Source organism: Streptomyces sp. NPDC093225, assembly GCF_044753805.1.
Lineage (GTDB): Bacteria > Actinomycetota > Actinomycetes > Streptomycetales > Streptomycetaceae > Streptomyces.
On record NZ_JBIVNX010000001.1, the window covers coordinates 163,195 to 184,439 of the forward strand.

The following is a 21,245-nucleotide window of genomic DNA, read 5'->3' on the forward strand; positions in this document are numbered from 1 at the left end:
ATATCCTCGGGGGCCCTCCGCGGTTCCCCGAACTCTCTTGAATTCCCCTGAGTCCCTCCACGGTCTCGACCATGCGAATAGGTGAAGCCCCAGTGGCGAACGAAGCAAAGCTCCGCGAATACCTCAAGAAGGTCACGACGGATCTCGACGAGGCGTACGGACGCCTGCGGGACATCGAAAGCCAGGCGCACGAGCCCATCGCCGTCACGGCGATGAGCTGCCGCTTCCCCGGGGGCGTCGCGACCCCCGAGGCGCTGTGGGAACTCCTCGCCTCCGGCGGCGACGCCCTCACCGAATTCCCCACCGACCGCGGCTGGGACCTGGAGCACCTCTTCTCCGACGACCCCGACGACCAGGGCACCTCGACCACCCGCGAGGGCGGCTTCCTGCGCGGTGCCGCCGCCTTCGACGCGGACTTCTTCGGGATCTCCCCGCGCGAGGCCATGGCCATGGACCCGCAGCAGCGGCTGCTGCTGGAGACCTCCTGGGAGGCGTTCGAGCGGGCCGGCATCGACCCGGGCGGACTGCGCGGCAGCCAGTGCGGCGTGTTCGTCGGCATGAACGGCTCGGACTACCTGACCCCGCTGCTCGAGGCGGCCGAGGACTACGCGGGCCACCTCGGCACCGGCAACGCCTCCAGCGTCCTGTCCGGCCGGCTCTCCTACACGTTCGGGCTGGAGGGGCCGGCCGTCACGGTCGACACCGCCTGCTCGGCCTCGCTGGTCGCGCTGCACCTGGCGGTGCAGGCGCTGCGGGCGGGGGAGTGCACCCTGGCCGTCGTGGGCGGCGTGCACGTGATGTCCACCCCCGGCCTCTTCGTGGAGTTCAGCAAGCAGCGCGGGCTGTCCGCGGACGGCCGGTGCAAGGCGTTCGCGGCCGGAGCCGACGGCTTCGGCCCCGCCGAAGGCGTGGGCGTGCTGCTGCTCGAACGCCTCTCCGACGCGCGCAGGAACGGCCGCCCCGTCCTGGCCCTGGTCCGCGGTACGGCGATCAACCAGGACGGTGCCTCCAACGGCCTGACCGCCCCCAACGGGCCCTCGCAGCAGCGCGTCATCCGCCAGGCCCTCGCCAACGCCCGGCTCTCCGCCGACCAGGTCGACGCGGTCGAGGCGCACGGTACGGGCACCTCGCTCGGCGACCCGATCGAGGCGCAGGCGCTGCTCGCGACGTACGGGCAGGACCGCCCGGCGGACCGGCCGCTGCTGCTGGGGTCCGTCAAGTCGAACATCGGGCACGCGCAGGCCGCGGCGGGTGTGGCCGGTGTGATGAAGATGGTGCTGGCCATGCAGCACGGCGTGCTGCCGCGGAGCCTCCACATCGACGAGCCGTCCCCGCACGTGGACTGGGAGTCCGGCGCCGTCGCCCTGCTCGCGGAGCGGACGCCGTGGCCCGAGACCTCCCGTCCGCGCCGTGCGGGTGTGTCGTCGTTCGGGTTCAGCGGGACGAACGCGCACGTGATCGTGGAGCAGGCACCGGAGCAGGCGCTGGAGGAGGCGGGAGGCGACGCGGGGGCGGCGACCCCGGGCGGTGCCGAGGCGCGCTCCGCGGTGCCGGGGTCGGCGGTGCCGTGGGTCCTGTCGGGCCGCACCGCGGCCGCGCTGCGGGCGCAGGCCGAACGGCTCGCGGACCGCGTGGCCGGTGACCCGACGGCGGACCCGGTGGACGTGGGGTGGTCGCTGGCGGTCACCCGCGCTGCGCTGGAGCACCGGGCCGTGGTCTTCGGCGACCACCGTGCGGGGGTCGGTGCGGTGGCGTCGGGAGGCCTGGCCGCGGGTGTCGTGTCCGGCTCGGTGGTCGGTGGGAAGACGGCGTTCGTGTTCCCGGGGCAGGGTTCGCAGTGGGTGGGCATGGCGGCGGGGCTGCTGGATTCCTCGCCGGTCTTCGCCGCCCGGATCGGTGAGTGTGCGAAGGCGCTGGAGCCTTTCACCGACTGGTCGTTGGTGGACGTGTTGCGTGGTGTCGATGCCGCGCCGTCGCTGGACCGGGTGGACGTGGTGCAGCCGGCGCTGTTCGCGGTGATGGTGTCGCTCGCGGAGGCCTGGCGTGCTGCTGGGGTGCGTCCGGGTGCGGTGGTGGGTCATTCGCAGGGTGAGATCGCCGCGGCGTGCGTGGCGGGGATCCTGTCGTTGGAGGACGCGGCGCGGGTGGTGGCGTTGCGGAGTCAGGCCATCGGTCGGGTGCTGGCGGGCCTGGGCGGCATGGTGTCCGTGCCGTTGCCGGCTGCGCAGGTGCGGGAGCGGATCGCGCCGTGGGGCGAGGAGCGGATCTCGGTGGCCGCGGCCAACGGGCCCTCGTCCGTGGTGGTGTCCGGTGAGGCGCAGGCGCTGGACGAGTTCCTGGCCGCGTGTGGGGCCGAGGGTGTGCGGGCGAAGCGGATCGCGGTGGACTACGCCTCCCACTCGGCGCAGGTGGAGTTGCTCCGCGAGGAGCTGGCGGAGCTGTTGGCGCCGATCGCGCCCCGGGATGCGGAGGTGCCGTTCCTGTCGACGGTGACGGGGGAGTGGGTGAAGGGGCCGGAGCTGGATGCCGGGTACTGGTTCCGCAATCTTCGCCGGACCGTGGAGTTCGAGTCGGCGACGCGCACGCTCCTCGAGCAGGGCTTCGGTGTGTTCGTGGAGTCGAGTCCGCATCCGGTGTTGACGGTGGGCATCCAGGAGACGGTCGAGGACGCGGGTCGTGAGGCGGCCGTTCTGGGCTCGTTGCGCCGGGACGAGGGTGGCTTGGAGCGGTTGTGGCTGTCGCTGGCCGAGGCGTGGGTGCGTGGTGTGGGGGTGGACTGGGGCACGGTGTTCGAGGGCACCGGGGCAGGTCGGGTCGAGCTGCCCACGTACGCGTTCCAGTCGCGGCGGTACTGGCCGGAGGCGGCCCCGGCCGAGGCTGCGGGGCCGGTGGCGGAGAGTGTGCTGGACGCCCGCTTCTGGGACGCCGTCGAACGCGAGGACGTGACGGCCCTGGCCGAGGCACTCGCCCTCGAAGCCCCGGACACGGTCCGGTCGCTCGGCGAGGTCCTTCCGGGGCTCTCCTCGTGGCGGCGCCGGAGTCGTGAGGAGTCCGCGGTCGACGGCTGGCGCTACCGGGTCACGTGGAAGCCGCTCGCCGAGGCCGCCGCCACCCGCATGTCCGGGGCCTGGCTGGTCGTCGTGCCCGAGGGGCCGTCCGGCCCCGGCGCCGACGCGGTCGACGCCGTGCCGGGCGCCCTCGCCGAGCGCGGCGCGGAGGTGCGTACCGTGACCGTCGCGACGGCCACCGCCGACCGCGCGACCCTGACCGCCGCGCTCGAGGCCGCCGCCGGAGAACCCGCCTGGACCGGCGTCCTCTCCCTCCTCGCCCTCGGTGGCGGGGAGCACTTCGGCGCGGGCCTCGCGCTGTCCCAGGCGCTCGGCGACGCCGAGGTCGCCGCGCCCCTGTGGTGCGTCACGCGCGGCGCGGTCGCCGCCGGGCGGTCCGACCGGATCGAGGACCCCGAGCAGGCCCTCCTGTGGGGTCTGGGCCGTGTCGCCTCCATGGAGCAGGGCGGCCGCTGGGGCGGCCTGGTCGACCTGCCCCCGCAGGCCGACGCCCGGACCCTCGACCGGCTCGTGACGGTGCTGGCCGGTGACGGTTCCGAGGACCAGGTCGCCGTACGCCCCGCCGGGATCCTCGGACGACGCCTCGTCCGCGCCCGCCTGGAGGGGACGCCCCAGGTCCGTGACTGGCGTCCCTCCGGGACCACGCTGGTCACGGGCGGTACGGGCGCGCTCGGCGCGCACGTCGCCCGCTGGCTCGCGGCGAACGGCGCCGAGCACCTGGTGCTCACCAGCCGCCGCGGCCCCGACGCCCCGGGCGCCGCCGCACTGCGCGAGGAACTCACCGCGCTCGGCACGCACGTCACCCTCGCGGCCTGCGACGTCGGCGACCGCGACGCCCTCGCCGCGCTCCTCGCGGACATCCCCGCCGACCGGCCGCTCACCGCCGTGTTCCACGCCGCCGCGGCCGTGGACGACGGGGTCATCGAGACGCTCACCCCCGAGCGCGTGGCCGCCGTCCTGCGGGTCAAGGTCGACGCCACCCGGCACCTGCACGAGCTGACCCGGGACCTGGACCTGTCGGCCTTCGTGCTCTTCTCCTCCTTCGCCGCCACCTTCGGCGCCCCCGGCCAGGGCAACCAGGCCCCCGGCAACGCCTTCCTCGACGCCTTCGCCGAGTACCGCAGGGCCGCCGGCCTCCCCGCCACCTCCCTCGCCTGGGGCCCGTGGGACAGTGCGGGCGGGGGCGGCGGTGCGGCCGGTGACCGGATGCGGCGGCACGGCATCCTCGCCATGCAGCCCGAACGGACCCTGGCCGCCCTCCGGCACGCCCTCGACCGCGACGAGACCGCCCTCACCGTCGTGGACATGGACTGGAAGCGGTTCACCCTCGCGTTCACCGCCGACCGGCCCCGGCCGCTCCTGCTCGAACTCCCCGAGGCGCGGCAGACCGTCGAGAGCGCGGAACGCGACTCCGTCGAGGACCTGACCGGGGGAGTCCCGCTCGCCCGGCAGCTCGCCGGGCTGCCCGAGGTCGAGCAGGAGCGCCTGTTGCTCGACCTGGTCCGCGCGGCCGTCGCGGCCGTCCTCGGCCACCCCGACCTGACCGCCGTCGAGGCCGCGCGCGCGTTCAAGGACCTCGGCTTCGACTCCCTCACCTCCGTCGAGCTGCGCAACCGGCTCGGCGCGGTCAGCGGCCTGAAGCTGCCGGCCAGCCTGGTGTTCGACCACCCCACCCCGGCCGCCGTGGCCGCGTACCTGCGGGCCGGGATCGTGCCCGACGCGGCGGCGGGCGGCGCGCCGCTGCTGGAGGAGCTCGACCGGCTGGAGACCGTCCTGGAACGCGGGACCTCCGACGGCGTCGTCCGGGCACGGGTGACGATGCGGCTGCAGGCGCTGCTGGCGAAGTGGAACGACGGCGAGGGGCCGGTCGGCGGCCCGGCCGCCGGTACGGCCGCCCGGGACGGCGCGGGGACCGGGCACGGCGGTGCGCAGGGTGCCGACGCCGACGGGGTGCCGGACGGGGTCGACCTCCTCCGGGACGCCAGCGACGAGGAACTGTTCGCCTTTATCAACGAGGACCTCGGACGTTATTGACGATTCGTCGTCCCAACGGTGAAGATGGCCAGCCCCCTGCGAATTCGAGCAGGGGGCTGGCCCCATTTCGCAGCTCAATGCAGGGGTGCCTAGGGGGCGGCTAGGGGTTGTAGCCGGGATTGCGCCGTCAATAGCCTGCCCCCGAGCAGTCACTCCGATATCCACGCTCCGGCACATCGTCCCGATCGGTCGAGCCGGACGGCGGAGCGGCCGCCTTTTCCAATTCGTTCTCGGCTCAGCACAGTATTCCGATGCCGTCGGCTGCAAATGGGTGGTTGCGTTACATGGCGAATGAAGAGACGCTGCGGGACTACCTGAAGCTGGTCACGGCGAACCTGCGGGAGACGCGCCAGCGGCTCCGCGACGCCGAGGCGAAGAGCCAGGAGCCCATCGCCGTCGTCGGCATGGGCTGCCGCTACCCGGGCGGGGCCGCCTCGCCGGAGGAGCTGTGGCAGCTGGTCGTCGACGAGACCGACGCCATCAGCGGGTTCCCCGCCGAGCGCGGCTGGGACCTGGAGACCGTCTACCACCCCGACCCGGAGAACCCGGGCACCAGCTACGCCGACCAGGGCGGCTTCGTCCGGGACTTCGCCCGCTTCGACCCCTCGCTGTTCGGGATCTCGCCGCGCGAGGCCCTGGCCATGGACCCGCAGCAGCGGTTGCTGCTGGAGACGTCCTGGGAGGCGTTCGAACGCGCGGGAGTCGACCCGACGTCGCTGCGCGGCAAGCAGGTCGGCGTGTTCGTCGGCACCAGCAGCCACGACTACCTGACGGCGCTGCTGAGTTCCTCCGAGAACGTGGAGGGCTACCTCGGCACCGGCAACGCGGCGAGCGTCGCCTCGGGCCGCCTGTCGTACACCTTCGGCCTGGAGGGTCCGGCCGTCACCGTCGACACCGCCTGCTCCTCCTCGCTGGTCGCCCTGCACCTGGCGGTCCAGGCCCTGCGCAACGGCGAGTGCTCGCTCGCCCTCGCCGGCGGCGCCACCCTGATGGCCGCCCCCGGCACCTTCATCGACTACAGCAAGCAGCGCGGCCTCGCCGTCGACGGCCGCTGCAAGGCGTTCTCGCCCGACGCCGACGGCTTCAGCCTCGCCGAGGGCGTGGGCGTCCTCCTCGTCGAGCGGCTCTCCGACGCCCGCCGCAGGGGACACCACGTCCTGGCCGTCATCCGCGGTTCGGCCGTCAACCAGGACGGTGCCTCCAACGGCCTGACCGCCCCCAACGGGCCCTCCCAGCAGCGCGTCATCCTGCAGGCGCTCTCCAACGCCCGGCTCACCCCCGACCAGGTCGACGCCGTCGAGGCGCACGGCACCGGGACCGGCCTCGGCGACCCGATCGAAGCGCAGGCGATCATCGCCACGTACGGCCAGGACCGGCCCGACGGCCGCCCGCTGTGGCTGGGCTCGCTCAAGACCAACATCGGCCACGCCCAGGCCGCGGCGGGTGTCGCCGGCGTCATCAAGAGCGTGATGGCCATGCGGCACGGACTGCTGCCGCGGACCCTGCACGTGTCCGAGCCCACCCCGCACGTCGACTGGTCCGCGGGGGAGGTGTCGCTGCTCACCGAGGCCCGGCCGTGGCCGCGCACCGAGGGCCCCCGCCGGATCGGCGTCTCGTCCTTCGGCATGAGCGGTACCAACGCCCACCTCATCCTGGAGAGCGGCGACGAGCCCGCCCCCGACGGCAGCACCCCGGACGAGCCCGCCCCCGACGCCACCGCAGCCGCGGCCGTCCTGCCGGTCGTCCTGTCCGGCAAGACCGGGGCCGCCCTGCGCGCCCAGGCCGCCGCCCTGCACACCCACCTCACCGCCCGGCCCGGCCTCCAGGTCGAGGAGGTCGCCCCCGCGCAGGCCCTCACCCGGGCCGCCCTCGACCGCCGTGCCGCGGTCGTCGCGCAGGACCGCGACGGGCTGCTCGCCGGGCTGGCCGCGCTCGCCGAGGGCCGCCCCTCGGCCGACGTGGTCGAAGGGACCGTCACCGAGGGCAAGCTGGCGTTCCTCTTCACCGGGCAGGGCAGCCAGCGGCTCGGGGCGGGCCGGGAACTGTACGCCGCGGAGCCCGTGTTCGCCGGAGCCCTGGACGCGGTGTGCGAGCGGGTCGACCCGCTGCTGGCGCGCCCCCTGAAGGAGGTGCTGTTCGGGACCGACGCGGCCCTCCTGGACCGGACGGAGTACGCCCAGCCGGCCCTGTTCGCCGTCGAGGTCGCCCTGTTCCGGCTGGTGGAGTCCTGGGGACTGAAGCCGGACTTCCTGGCCGGCCACTCCATCGGCGAGATCGCCGCCGCCCACGTGGCCGGCGTGTTCTCGCTGGACGACGCCTGCACCCTGGTCGCCGCCCGCGGCCGGCTGATGCAGGCGCTGCCGACCGGTGGCGCGATGATCGCCGTCCAGGCGTCGGAGGACGAGGTCCTCCCGCTGCTGGTCGGGACCGAGGGCGTGGGCATCGCCGCGGTCAACGGACCGCAGGCGGTGGTCGTCTCCGGCGACGAGGCCGCGGCCGTCGCGATCGCCGGGGCCTTCGAGGCGCAGGGCCGCAAGACCAAGCGGCTCACCGTCAGCCACGCCTTCCACTCCCCGCTGATGGACGGCATGCTCGACGCCTTCCGCGAGGTGGCCGAGCGGCTCACCTACCGGACCCCGCAGATCCCGGTCGTCTCCTGCCTGACCGGCGCCCTCGCGGGCGCGGACATGGCCTCCGCGGACTTCTGGGTCCGGCACGTCCGCGAAGCCGTCCGCTTCCTCGACACCGTCCGCTGGCTGGAGAGCCGCGGCGTCACCGCGCACGTCGAACTCGGCCCCGACGGCGTCCTCTCCGCCCTCGGCCGGGACTGCCTGACCGCCACCGGCCCCCGCGCCGCCGCGTTCCTGCCCGCCCTGCGCCCCGACCGCCCCGAGGCCCGCTCCCTCACCGCCGCCGTGGCCGGCGCCCACGTCCGCGGGCTCTCCCCGGACTGGACCGCCCGCTTCGCCGGGACCGGCACCCGCCGCGTCGAGCTGCCGACGTACGCCTTCCAGCGCGAGCTGTACTGGCCCCGCGACCCGTTCACCGACGCCGCCGCGCCCACGGACGGCCGGGCGACCGGCGCCCTCGACGCCCGGTTCTGGGCGGCCGTGGACAGCGAGGACCCGGGCGCGCTGGCCGGCATCCTCGGCGTCGCCGGCGACGAGCCGCTCAGCGGCGTGCTGCCCGCCCTGTCGGCCTGGCACCGCCGCCACCGCGACCACGACACCGTCGCCGGCTGGCGCTACCGGATCACCTGGAAGCCGCTCGCCGACAGCGCCCCCGCTGCCCCCGCCGGCGGCCACTGGCTCCTCGCCGTGCCCGCCGACCACGCCGCCGACCCCTGGGCCGTGGCCGCCGCCGAGGCCCTGGCCGCCCGCGGCGCCACCCTCGCCACCCTCGCCGTCGACACCGCGTCGGACGACCGGGCCGCCCTCGCCCACCGGATCGCGGCACTCGCGGCCGACACCGGCACGCAGGCGCCCGCCGGCGTGCTCTCCCTGCTCGCCCTCGACGAGCAGCCGCACCCGGAGGACCCGGCGCTCACCGCCGGACTCGCCGCCACCCTCGCCCTCGTCCAGGCCCTCGGCGACGCCGACGTCCACGCACCCCTGTGGGCCGCCACCCGGGGCGCGGTGTCCACCGGCCGCTCCGACCGGCTCACCGCACCCGCCCAGGCCGCCGTGTGGGGCTTCGGCCGCACCGCCGCCCTCGAACTCCCGACCCGCTGGGGCGGCCTCGTCGACCTGCCCCCGACCCCCGACGAGCGGTCCGCCGCACGCCTCGCCGACGTGCTCGCCGGCCCCGGCACCGAGGACCACCTCGCCGTCCGGTCCACCGGAGTCTTCGTCCGCCGACTGGTCCGCGCCCCCCGCGACCAGGCCCCCGCCGCCGACCGGACCGCCTCCGGCACCGCCCTGATCACCGGCGGCACCGGCGCCCTCGGCGGCCACGTGGCCCGCTGGCTCGCCCGCAACGGCGCCGCCCACCTGCTGCTCGTCAGCCGCCGCGGCCCCGACGCCGACGGCGCCGCCGACCTCGCGGCCGAACTCCGCGGCCTGGGCGCCCGCGTCACCCTCGCCGCCTGCGACGTCACCGACCGCGACGCCGTCGCCGGGCTGCTCGCCGGCATCCCGGCCGAACTGCCGCTGACCACGGTCGTCCACGCCGCCGGCGTGCTCGACGACGGCGTCCTCGACGCCCAGACCCCGGCCCGCCTGGCCGGCGTCCTGCGCGCCAAGGCGTACGCGGCCGGGATCCTGCACGAGCTGACGCGCGGGCCGGACCTCTCCGCGTTCGTGCTCTTCTCCTCCGTCGCCGCCGCCTTCGGCGCCGCCGGGCAGGCCAACTACGCCGCCGCCAACGCCTCCCTGGACGCCCTCGCCGAGGTGCGCCGCGCCGAGGGACTGCCCGCCACCGTCGTCTCCTGGGGCGCCTGGGCCGACGGGGGCATGGCCACCGACCGGGCGGTCGCCGAGCGGCTGCGGGCCGCCGGCCTCCCGGCGCTCGCCCCCGAACTCGCCCTGTCGGCCCTGCACACCGCCCTGACCCTCGACGAGACCTCGTCCGTCGTCGCCGACATCGACTGGGAGCGGCTGGCGCCCGGCCTGACCGCCGTACGCCCCTGCCCGCTGATCGCCGACCTGCCCGAGGCGGTACGCGCCCTCTCCGCGACCGGCACCCCCGACACCGCGGCCGCAGACCCGGCCGCCGACTCCCTCGCCCACCGGCTCGCCCACGCGCCGGCCGCTGAACGCGACGCGCTCGCGCTGGAGTTCGTCCGCACCCAGATCGCGGCCGTCCTCGGCCACCCCGGCCCGGCCTCCGTCGATCCGGCCCTCGCCTTCCGCGACCTCGGCTTCGACTCCCTCACCGCGGTCGAGATCCGCAACCTCCTCACCGCCCGTACCGGCCTGCGCCTGCCCGCCACCCTGATCTTCGACTACCCCAACTCCCTCGCCCTGGCGGCCTTCCTCCAGGACGAGCTGCTCGGCGCCGCCGACCCGGCCGCCGCGGGCGCCGCGGCGCACCGGCCGGCCCCCGGGGACGCCGAGGACGACCCCATCGCGATCGTCGGCATGAGCTGCCGCTTCCCCGGCGGGGTGGACACCCCCGAGCGGCTGTGGGAGCTCCTCCTCGACGGGCGCGACGCCGTCGCCGGATTCCCCACCGACCGCGGCTGGGACCTGGAGGGCCTCTACGACCCGGAGTCCCGCACCGAGAACACGACGTACGTCCGCGAGGGCGGGTTCCTCGCCGACGCCACCGGGTTCGACCCGGCCTTCTTCGGGATCTCCCCGCGCGAGGCCCTGGCCATGGACCCGCAGCAGCGGCTGCTGCTGGAGACCTCGTGGGAGGCCTTCGAGCGGGCGGGCATCGCCCCCGCGAGCGTGCGCGGCGAGCGGATCGGCGTCTTCACCGGCACCAACGGGCAGGACTACCTCGACGTCATCCTCGCCGCTCCCGACGGCACCGAGGGCTTCCTCGGCACCGGCAACGCGGCGAGCGTCGTCTCCGGACGCGTCAGCTACGTGCTGGGCCTGGAGGGCCCGGCCGTCACCGTCGACACCGCCTGCTCGTCCTCGCTGGTCGCCCTGCACTGGGCCATCCAGGCCCTGCGGGCCGGCGAATGCACCATGGCGCTGGCCGGCGGCGTGACCGTGATGTCCACGCCCGCCTCGTTCGTCGACTTCAGCCGCCAGCGCGGCCTGGCCGCCGACGGCCGCATCAAGGCCTTCGCGGCGGCCGCCGACGGCACCGGCTGGGGCGAGGGCCTCGGCATGCTGCTCGTCGAGCGGCTCTCCGACGCCCGCCGCCACGGCCACCCGGTGCTGGCCCTGGTCCGGGGCTCGGCCGTCAACCAGGACGGCGCCAGCAACGGGCTGACCGCCCCCAACGGGCCGTCCCAGCAGCGCGTCATCCGCCAGGCGCTGGCCGGGGCCGGGCTGTCCGCCGCCGACGTGGACGCCGTCGAGGCCCACGGCACCGGGACCCGGCTCGGCGACCCGATCGAGGCCCAGGCCCTGCTGGCCACCTACGGCCAGGACCGCCCCGCCGACCGGCCGCTGCTGCTCGGCTCGATCAAGTCGAACCTCGGCCACACGCAGGCGGCCGCCGGCGTCGCCGGCGTGATCAAGATGGTGCTCGCGATGCAGCACGGGGTGCTGCCGCGGACCCTGCACGTCGACGAGCCCACCCCGCACGTCGACTGGACCGCCGGCGACGTCGCCCTGCTGACCGAGGCGACGGCCTGGCCGGAGACCGGACGCCCGCGCCGCGCCGGCATCTCCTCCTTCGGCATCAGCGGCACCAACGCCCACACCATCGTCGAGCAGGCCCCGACGACGGACCCCGCGACCGCGACGCGACCCGGGACCGCGGCGGCAGCGGAGACCGCGACGGGACCCGATGTCGCAACGGAACCCGATGCCGCAACGGAACCCGGGACCGCGTCGGGAGCCGGGACCCGGACCGGGTCCGAGGCGGAGCCCGCCGACCCCCGCCCGGCCGCCCCCCTCCCGTGGATCCTGTCCGCCCGCACCCGGGACGCCCTGCGCGACCAGGCCCGCGCCCTGCACGCCCACGCCCTCCGCCACCCCGCCCTGCGCCCGGCCGACCTCGGCTTCTCCCTGGCCGTCGGCCGCTCCGCCTTCGAGCACCGCGCCGCCGTGGTGGCCGCCGACCGTGCCGCGCTGCTGTCCGCGCTGCGGACCCTGGCGGACGGCGGCCCGTCCGCCGCCCTCGTCGAGGGAACGCCGCTCGCGGGCCGGACCGCGTTCCTGTTCACCGGGCAGGGCAGCCAGCGCCCCGGCACGGGCCGCGAACTGTACGCCGCCCACCCGATGTTCGCGGACGCGCTCGACGCGGTCTGCGCCCGCCTGGACGCCCACCTCGAACTCCCCCTGAAGGACGTGCTGTTCGGCGCCGATGGTGACCTCCTCGACCGGACGGAGTACACCCAGCCGGCCCTGTTCGCCCTCGAGGTCGCCCTGTTCCGGCTCGTGGAGTCGTGGGGCCTGAGGCCCGACCACCTGGCCGGCCACTCGATCGGCGAGATATCGGCCGCCCACGTCGCCGGAGTGCTCACGCTCGACGACGCGTGCACGCTGGTCGCGGCCCGCGGCCGCCTCATGCAGGCGCTGCCCGCCGGTGGCGTGATGGTCGCGGTGGAGGCCGCCGAGGACGAGGTGCTGCCGCTGCTCGCGGGGCGGGTGTCCGTCGCCGCGGTCAACGGCCCGCGGTCCGTGGTGCTCGCCGGCGACGAGACCGCGGTGGCCGCGGTCGCCGACGCCTTCGAGGCGCAGGGCCGCAAGACCAAGCGGCTCACCGTCAGCCACGCCTTCCACTCCCCGCACATGGACGGCATGCTCGACGACTTCCGCCGGGTCGTGGAGGAACTGTCCTTCGAGGCCCCGCGCATCCCGCTCGTGTCCTGCCTGACCGGCGCCCCCGTCACCGACGAGATGGGCACGGCCGACTACTGGGTGCGGCACGTCCGCGGGACGGTCCGCTTCCTCGACGCCGTCCGCGCCCTCGAAGCCGGCGGAGTGACCTCGTACGTCGAACTCGGCCCGGACGGCGTGCTGTCCGCCCTCGCCCAGGAGTGCGTCACCGAGGACGCGGTCTTCGTGCCGCTCCTGCGCAAGGGCCGCGACGAGGCCGGAACCCTGGCCACCGCCCTCGCCCGGGCCCACGCCCACGGCCTCCGCGTCGACTGGCGGGCGTACTTCGAGGCCTCCGGCACCGGCCCCCGGCGCGTGGACCTGCCCACCTACCCCTTCCAGCGGCAGCGGTACTGGCCCGCGGTCCCCGCCGGCGCCTTCCACGGCGACGTCGCCGCCATCGGCCTCGACGACGCCGCCCACCCGCTGCTCACCGCCGGCGTCGCCCTGCCGGACTCCGACGGCATGGTCTTCGCCGGACGCCTCTCCCTCACCACCCACCCCTGGCTCGCCGACCACGCCGTCCTCGGCAACGTCCTGCTGCCCGGCACCGCCTTCGTCGAACTCGCCACCCGGGCCGGCGACCAGCTCGGCTGCGACCACCTCGAAGAGCTCACCCTCGAAGCACCCCTGGTGCTGCCCGAGCACGGCGGCGTCCGGCTGCGCCTCGGGGTCGGCGCCGCCGACGCGGCCGGCCGACGCCCGTTCGCCCTGCACTCCCGCGCCGAGGGCCTGGCCGCCGAGGAGCCCTGGACCCGGCACGCCGTCGGCGTCCTCGCCGAGGACGGCCGCCCGGCCGCCGCCTTCGAGCTGACCGCGTGGCCCCCGCCCGGCGCCACCGAACTGCCGCTCGAAGGCCGGTACGAGGCGCTCGACGCCATCGGCTTCGCCTACGGCCCCGTCTTCCGCGGCCTGGCCACCGCGTGGCAGCTCGACGGCGCCGTGTACGCCGAGGTCCGGCTGCCCGAGGGCGCCGAGGACCAGGCGGGCCGGTTCGGCCTGCACCCCGCGCTGCTCGACGCCGCCCTGCACGCGATCGGCCTGGCGGGCATCGGCGCCGACGACGGCCGCGGCCGGCTGCCCTTCGCCTGGAGCGGGGTCTCGCTGTACGCGGGCGGGGCCGCGGCGCTGCGCGTCCGCCTCACCCCCGCGGGAGCCGAAGGCGTCCGGCTGGAGATCGCCGACGCCGCCGGCGCCCCCGTCGCGCTCGTCGAGTCGCTGGGCCTGCGCCCGGTCAGCGCCGACCGGCTGCACACCGCCCGCACCCACCACGCGTCCGTGTTCCGCCAGCAGTGGACCCGGCCCGCCGGCCCCGCCGCCCAGGACCCCGCTCCCCGGAACCCGGCCACCACGGCCCGCTACGCCGTCCTCGGCGCGGCGGACCCGGTGTGCCCCGCGGACGCCGAGCGGTACCCCGACCTCACGGCGCTGGCCGCGGCGGTCGACGCGGGCGCGCCCGTACCGGACGAGGTCGTCCACGTCCTCGCCCCGGCGCCCGGACCCCTGACCGCGCAGGCCGTGCACGCGGCGGCCCACGACGCCCTGGCACTCGCCCGGGCGTGGCTCGCGGACGCGCGGTTCGCGGCCGCCCGGCTGGTCTGCGTCACCCGCGGCGCGGTCGCCGCGGCACCCGGTGAGGACGTGACCGACCTCGCCGCCGCCACCGTCTGGGGCCTGCTGCGCTCGGCCCAGACCGAGAACCCCGGGCGCATCGCCCTCGTCGACGCCGGGACCGGTGCCGACGAGGCCGCCCTGCGGGCCGCGCTCGCCACGGACGAGGAGCGGTTCGCCCTGCGCTCCGGCACCGTGCTCGTCCCGCGCCTCGCCCGCGTCGAAGTGGCCGGGACGAACGCCCCCGGCGCCACCGACCGGACCGGCGATCCCGCCGCCACCGACCGGACGGACCGCACCGACGGCGCCGCCCGTACCGCCGCCCCCGACCGCACCCCGGCCTTCGGCCCGCACGGCACGGTCCTGGTCACCGGCGCCACCGGGGCCCTCGGCGGGCTGGTCGCCCGCCACCTGGCCGCCGTCCACGGCGTACGCCACCTGCTCCTCGTCGGCCGCCGCGGCGCCGACGCCCCCGGTGCCGCCGAACTCGCCGCCGACCTGGCCGGATCGGGTGCCACCGCCACCTGGGCCGCCTGCGACGCGGCCGACCGGGACGCGCTCGCCGCCCTGCTCGCCGGCATCCCGGCCGAGCACCCGCTCACCGGCGTCGTCCACACCGCCGGCGTCCTCGACGACGGCGTCCTCTCCTCACTGACCCCCGACCGGGTGTCCGCGGTGCTGCGCCCCAAGGTGGACGCGGCCTGGCACCTGCACGAGCTGACCCGGGACCTGGACCTCACGGCCTTCGTCCTGTTCTCCTCCACCTCCGGCCTGTTCGGCGGCCCCGGCCAGGCCAACTACGCGGCCGCCAACTCCTTCCTCGACTCCCTCGCCCAGCACCGCCGGGCCGCCGGCCTGCCGGCCACCGCGCTCGCCTGGGGCCTGTGGGCCGTCGCCGACGGCATGGCGGGCGCCCTGGACGCCGCGGACGTCAACCGGATGCGCCGGGCCGGACTGCCCCCGCTGACCGCCGCCGACGGCCTGGAGCTGTTCGACACCGCCGTCTCGCTCGACGAGCCGTCCGTGGCCCTGATGCGCGTCGACACCGACGCCCTGCGTCCCCTGGCCGCCGCCGGCGCCATCGCCCCGCTGCTGCGCGGCCTCGTCCGGGGCGTGGCACGCCGGTCCGCGGCCGCCGCAGCCGCCGACGGCGAGTCCGGGCTGCCGGCCCGGCTGGCCGGGATGACCGGCCCCGAACAGGACCGGGCCCTGCTGGACCTGGTGCGGACGCAGGTCGCGGCGGTGCTCGGACACGCCGGGCCGGCCGAGGTCGACTCGGGCCGGGCGTTCAAGGAGCTGGGCTTCGACTCGCTCACCGCCGTGGAACTGCGCAACCGGCTGGGTGCCGCCACCGCCCTGCGGCTGCCCGCCACCCTGATCTTCGACTACCCGGACCCCACCGCCCTGGCCCGCCACCTGCGGACCGAGCTCATCGGCGACCCGCAGCCGGACACCGCGGCCGGCCCCGTGGTCCCGTCGCCCCCGGCGGCCGTGGCCGACGACGAGCCCGTCGCCATCATCGCGATGAGCTGCCGCTACCCCGGTGACGTCCGCACCCCCGAGGACCTGTGGGAGCTGCTGGCCGCCGGCGAGGACGGCATCACCCGCCTCCCCGAGAACCGCGGCTGGGACACCGAGGCCCTCTACCACCCCGACCCCGAGCACCCGGGCACCTCGTACGCCCGCGAGGGCGGCTTCCTGCACGACGCCGCCGAGTTCGACGCCTCCTTCTTCGGGATCTCCCCGCGCGAGGCCCTCGCGATGGACCCCCAGCAGCGCCTGCTGCTGGAGACCACCTGGGAGGTCTTCGAACGGGCCGGCATCGCCCCGTCCGCCGTCCGCGGCACCCGCACCGGCGTCTTCGCCGGCGTCATGTACCACGACTACGGCGCCCGGCTCCACGCCGTGCCCGACGGCGTCGAGGGCTACCTCGGCACCGGCAGCTCCAGCAGCGTCGTCTCCGGCCGCGTCGCGTACACCTTCGGCCTGGAGGGCCCGGCGGTCACCGTCGACACCGCCTGCTCCTCTTCGCTGGTCGCCCTGCACCTCGCGGCGCAGGCCCTGCGCAACGGCGAGTGCTCGCTGGCCCTGGCCGGCGGCGTCACCGTCATGTTCACGCCGGGCACCTTCATCGAGTTCAGCCGCCAGCGCGGCCTCGCCGCCGACGGCCGCTGCAAGTCCTTCGCGGCCGCCGCCGACGGCACCGGCTGGGGCGAGGGCGCGGGCGTGCTCCTGCTGGAGCGGCTCTCCGACGCCCGCCGCAACGGCCACCAGGTCCTGGCCGTGCTCCGCGGCTCCGCCGTCAACCAGGACGGCGCCTCCAACGGCCTGACCGCCCCCAACGGGCCCTCGCAGCAGCGCGTCATCCGCCAGGCCCTCGCCCACGCCGGCCTCACCGCCGCCGACGTCGACGTCGTCGAGGCCCACGGCACCGGCACCACCCTCGGCGACCCGATCGAGGCACAGGCCCTGCTGGCGACGTACGGCCGCGAGCACGACGCCGACCGGCCGCTGCTGCTCGGTTCGGTCAAGTCCAACCTCGGGCACACCCAGGCCGCCGCCGGTGTCGCCGGCGTCATCAAGATGGTCATGGCGATGCGCCACGGCGTGCTCCCGAAGACCCTGCACGTGGACGAGCCGACCCCGCACGTCGACTGGTCGGCGGGCGCCGTGTCCCTGCTCACCGAGCAGGTGGCCTGGCCCGAGACGGGCCGCCCGCGCCGCGCCGGCGTCTCCTCCTTCGGCATCAGCGGCACCAACGCCCACGCCATCATCGAGGAGGCCCCCCGGCCCGCCCCGGCCCCCGCCACCCCCTCCGCCCCGGAGGCCGTCCGGCCGCCGGTCGTGCCGGTCGTCCTGTCCGCCCGCGGCGAGGACGCCCTGCGCGCCCAGGCCCGCCGCCTGCACACCCGCGTCCTCACCGACACCGGCCTGGACGCCGCCGACCTCGCCCTGACCCTGGCGGCCGGCCGCTCGGCCCTGGAGCAGCGGGCCGCCCTGCTCGCCACGGACCGCGACGGACTGCTCCGGGGCCTGGACGCACTCGCCCGCGGCGAGGAGGCCCCCGTGCTGGTCCGCGGCACCGCCCGCGAGAACCGGACGGCGTTCCTCTTCACCGGGCAGGGCAGCCAGCGCCTGGGCACCGGCCGTGAGCTGTACCACGCCCACCCCGCCTTCGCGGCCGCCCTGGACGAGGTGTCCGCCGAACTCGACCGCCACATCGAACTCCCCCTGAAGCAGGTGCTGTTCGGATCCGACGCCGCCCTGCTGGACCGGACGGAGTACGCCCAGCCCGCCCTGTTCGCCGTCGAGACCGCCCTGTTCCGACTGCTCGACGGCTGGGGCCTGCGCCCCGACCTGCTCGCCGGCCACTCCATCGGCGAGATCACCGCCGCCCACGTCGCGGGTGTCCTCTCCCTCCAGGACGCCGCCGAACTGGTCGCCGCCCGCGGCCGGCTGATGCAGGCCCTCCCGGCCGGCGGCGTGATGATCGCGGTCCAGGCGTCGGAGGACGAGGTCCGCCCGCTGCTGACCGACCCCGACCGCCTCGCCGTCGCCGCGGTCAACGGCCCGCGGTCGGTGGTCGTCTCCGGAGACGGGGACGCCGCCCTCGCCGTCGCGGCCGCGTTCGAGGCCCGCGGCCGCAAGACCAGGCGCCTGAGCGTCAGCCACGCCTTCCACTCGCCGCACATGGACGGCATGCTCGCCGACTTCCGCAAGGTCGCCGAGGGACTGGTCTACGAGGCCCCGCGCCTGCCCGTCGTGTCCCTGCTGACCGGCGCGCTCGTCACCGACGAGATGACCTCCGCCGACTTCTGGGTCCGGCACGTCCGCGAGGCCGTCCGCTTCCTCGACGGCATGCGCGCCCTGGACGCGGCCGGCGCCACGGCGTACGTCGAACTCGGCCCCGACGGCACCCTGTCCGCGCTCGCCCAGGACTGCCTCGTCGACACCGCGGAGCCCGCCCCGTGCGTCCCCGTGCTGCGCACGGACCGCCCCGAGGCCGAGACCCTCGCCGCCGCCCTGGCCCGGGCCCACGTCCACGGCGTCGCCGTCGACTGGACCGCGTTCCTCGCCGGCACCGGCGCCCGGCCCGTCGACCTGCCGACCTACCCCTTCCAGCGCAAGCGCTACTGGCTCGACGTGGGCGTCTCCGTCGAGGACGTGCTGGCCGCCGGCCTCGACACCCCCGACCACCCGCTGCTCGGCGCCGCCGTCCCGCTGCCCGCCTCCGACGGCCTGGTCCTCACCGGACGCCTGGCCGTGACCACCCACCCCTGGCTGGCCGACCACACGGTCATGGACACCGTCCTGCTGCCCGGCACCGCCTTCGTCGAACTCGCCCTGCGGGCCGGCGCGGACGTCGGCTGCGACACCCTCGAGGAACTGGCCATCGAGGCGCCGCTGACCCTCGCGGACCAGGGTGCCGTCCAGCTGCAGGTGGCCGTCGACGCCGCCGACGACGCGGGCCGCCGCACCCTGACCCTGCACGCGCGGCCGGCCGACGCCCCCGCGCACGAGCCGTGGACCCGGCACGCCACCGGCGTCCTCGTCCCCACCGCCCCGCACCGCCCCGCCGACCTGTCCCAGTGGCCGCCGGCCGGCGCCGAACCGGTCCCCACCGACGGCTTCTACCCGGCCGCGGCCGCGGCCGGCCTCGGCTACGGGCCGGTGTTCCAGGGCCTGCGCGCCGCCTGGCGCCGCGACGGCGAACTCTTCGCCGAGGTCACGCTCGACGAGGCGTACGGGACCGACGCAGCCGACTACGGCGTGCACCCGGCGCTCCTCGACGCCGCCCTCCACGCCATCGGCCTCGGCGCACCCGGCGACACCGGCGCACCCGGCGACACCGGCGCACCCGGCGACACCGGCGCACCCGTCGGCACCGGCGCCGAACCGGACGGCGCCCGGCTGCCGTTCGCCTGGACCGGCGTCCGGCTGCACGCGGCCGGCGCGACCGGACTGCGGGTCCGCATCACCGCCGGCGCCGCCGGCGGCCTCGCCCTGGACCTCGCCGACCCCGCCGGCGTCCCGGTGGCCTCGGTCGAGTCGCTGGTCCTGCGACCCGTCGCCGCGGACGCGCTGGGCACCGACCGGAGCGCCCACCACGAGTCCCTGTTCGGCGTGGAGTGGACCGGCCTCCCGCCGGCCGCCGGCGCGGTCCCGGCCGGCGAACGCTGGGCCGTGCTGGGACCGGACCGGGCGGAGTTCCGCATCGGCGGCGAGCCGCTCGACGCCCACCCGCACCTCGCCGCGCTGCGCGAACGGCTCGCCGCGGGCGCCCCCGCACCGGACGTCGTCATCGTCCCGCTGACCGGCACCGCCGGCGCCGACGGCCGGGGCACCGCCGCCCGCACTGCCGCGCACCACGCACTCGCCCTGGTCCAGGAATGGCTGGCCGAGGAGCGGCTCGACGGCTCCCGGCTGGTCCTGCTCACCCGGGGCACCGTGGCCGCCGTACCGGGGGACCACGTCACCGACCTGGCCCACGCCACGGTCTGGGGCCTGGTGCGCTCGGCCCAGTCGGAGAACCCCGGCCGGTTCGTCCTGGCCGACACCGACGGCTCGGACGCCTCCCTCGACGCCCTGGCCGCCGCGCTCGCCGGCGACGAGCCGCAGTTCGCCCTGCGGGCGGGCCGGGCGTACGCCTTCCGCCTGCGCCGCACCGCCCGCAGGGAGGCCGGCCGGCACCGGGCCGACCGGGCCCGCCCCGACCACGCCGCGTCCGACACCGGCGGAACCGTCCTGGTCACCGGCGCCACCGGCACCCTCGGCCGGCTCGTCGCCCGCCACCTCGCCGCCACCCACGGCGTACGGCACCTGCTGCTGCTCGGCCGCCGCGGTGACGCAGCGCCCGGCGCGGCGGACCTCGCCCGCGAACTGGCGGCCCTGGGCACCGAGGTGACCTGGGCGGCGTGCGACGCCGCCGACCGGGACGCGCTGGCGGCCGTCCTGGCCGCCGTACCCGCCGACCGGCCGCTGACCGCGGTCGTCCACGCGGCCGGCGTCCTGGACGACGGCATCATCGACTCCCTCACCCCCGAACGCCTCGACACCGTCCTGCGGCCGAAGGTCGACGCGGCCTGGAACCTGCACGAGCTCACCGAGGGCCACCCGCTCTCCGCCTTCGTGCTGTTCTCCTCGGTCGCCGGCTCCTTCGGCGCTCCGGGGCAGGGCAACTACGCCGCCGCCAACGCGTTCCTGGACGCCCTCGCCCAGCACCGGGCGGCCCGCGGCCTGGCCGCGAGCTCCCTGGCCTGGGGCCTGTGGGCCACCGCCGACGGCATGGCCGGCGCCCTCGACGAGGCCGACCGCACGCGGATGGCGCGCGCCGGTGTCACCGGACTCGCCCCCGACGAGGGCCTGGCCCTCTTCGACGCCGCCCGGAGCGTGGACGAGGCCGTCCTCGTCCCGATGCGCGTCGAACCGGCCGTCCTGCGCGCCCAGGCCGCCGACGGCACCCTGCCGCCGCTGCTGCGCGGACTCGTCCGCACCCCGGCGCGCCGGGCCGCCGCCCCCGCGGCCCGGGCCGCCTCCGGGCACGCCGCCGAACCGGCGGGCACCCTGGCGGACCGGCTCGCGGGCCTGTCGGCCGCGGACCGGGGCCAGGCCCTGGACGAGCTGGTACGCGGCCAGATCGCCGCGGTCCTCGGCCACGGCACGGCCGACGACGTCGACGCCGAACGGGGCTTCCTCGACCTGGGCTTCGACTCGCTGACCGCGGTCGACCTGCGGAACCGGCTCACCGCCGCCGCCGGGCTCCGGCTCCCCGTCACGCTGATCTTCGACTACCCGTCACCTGCGGCGCTCGCCGCGTACATCGGGGAGCGGATCGGCCGTGACGGCGCCGGCCGCCCCTCCGTCCACGCGGAACTCGACACGCTCGAATCCCTCCTCGCGGCGGTCGCGCCCGACGACGCCGACCGCGCCGGCATCACCGCCCGGCTGCGAGACCTCATGGCGAAGTGGAACGACACGCACAGTGCACCGGACGGCACCGCCGGAGAGCGGGACATCCAGGCCGCCACGGCCGACGAGCTCTTCGACCTCCTCGACGACGAACTCGGCCTGTCCTGACCGGCGCCGAGAC

At 76.5% G+C, this 21,245-nt stretch carries 2 protein-coding genes; both read left to right on the forward strand.

Annotation, left to right across the window (positions count from 1 at the left end):
• Positions 1-92: 92 nt before the first annotated feature.
• Complete coding sequence (locus tag ACIQCH_RS00515; protein WP_402576365.1) at positions 93-5,102, forward strand: type I polyketide synthase; 5,010 nt, start codon at positions 93-95, stop codon at positions 5,100-5,102.
• A gap of 275 nt (positions 5,103-5,377) precedes the next feature.
• Positions 5,378-21,232 (forward strand): type I polyketide synthase, encoded by a 15,855-nt coding sequence (locus ACIQCH_RS00520; protein ID WP_402576366.1) that lies wholly within the window; start codon positions 5,378-5,380, stop codon positions 21,230-21,232.
• Positions 21,233-21,245 lie beyond the last annotated feature (13 nt).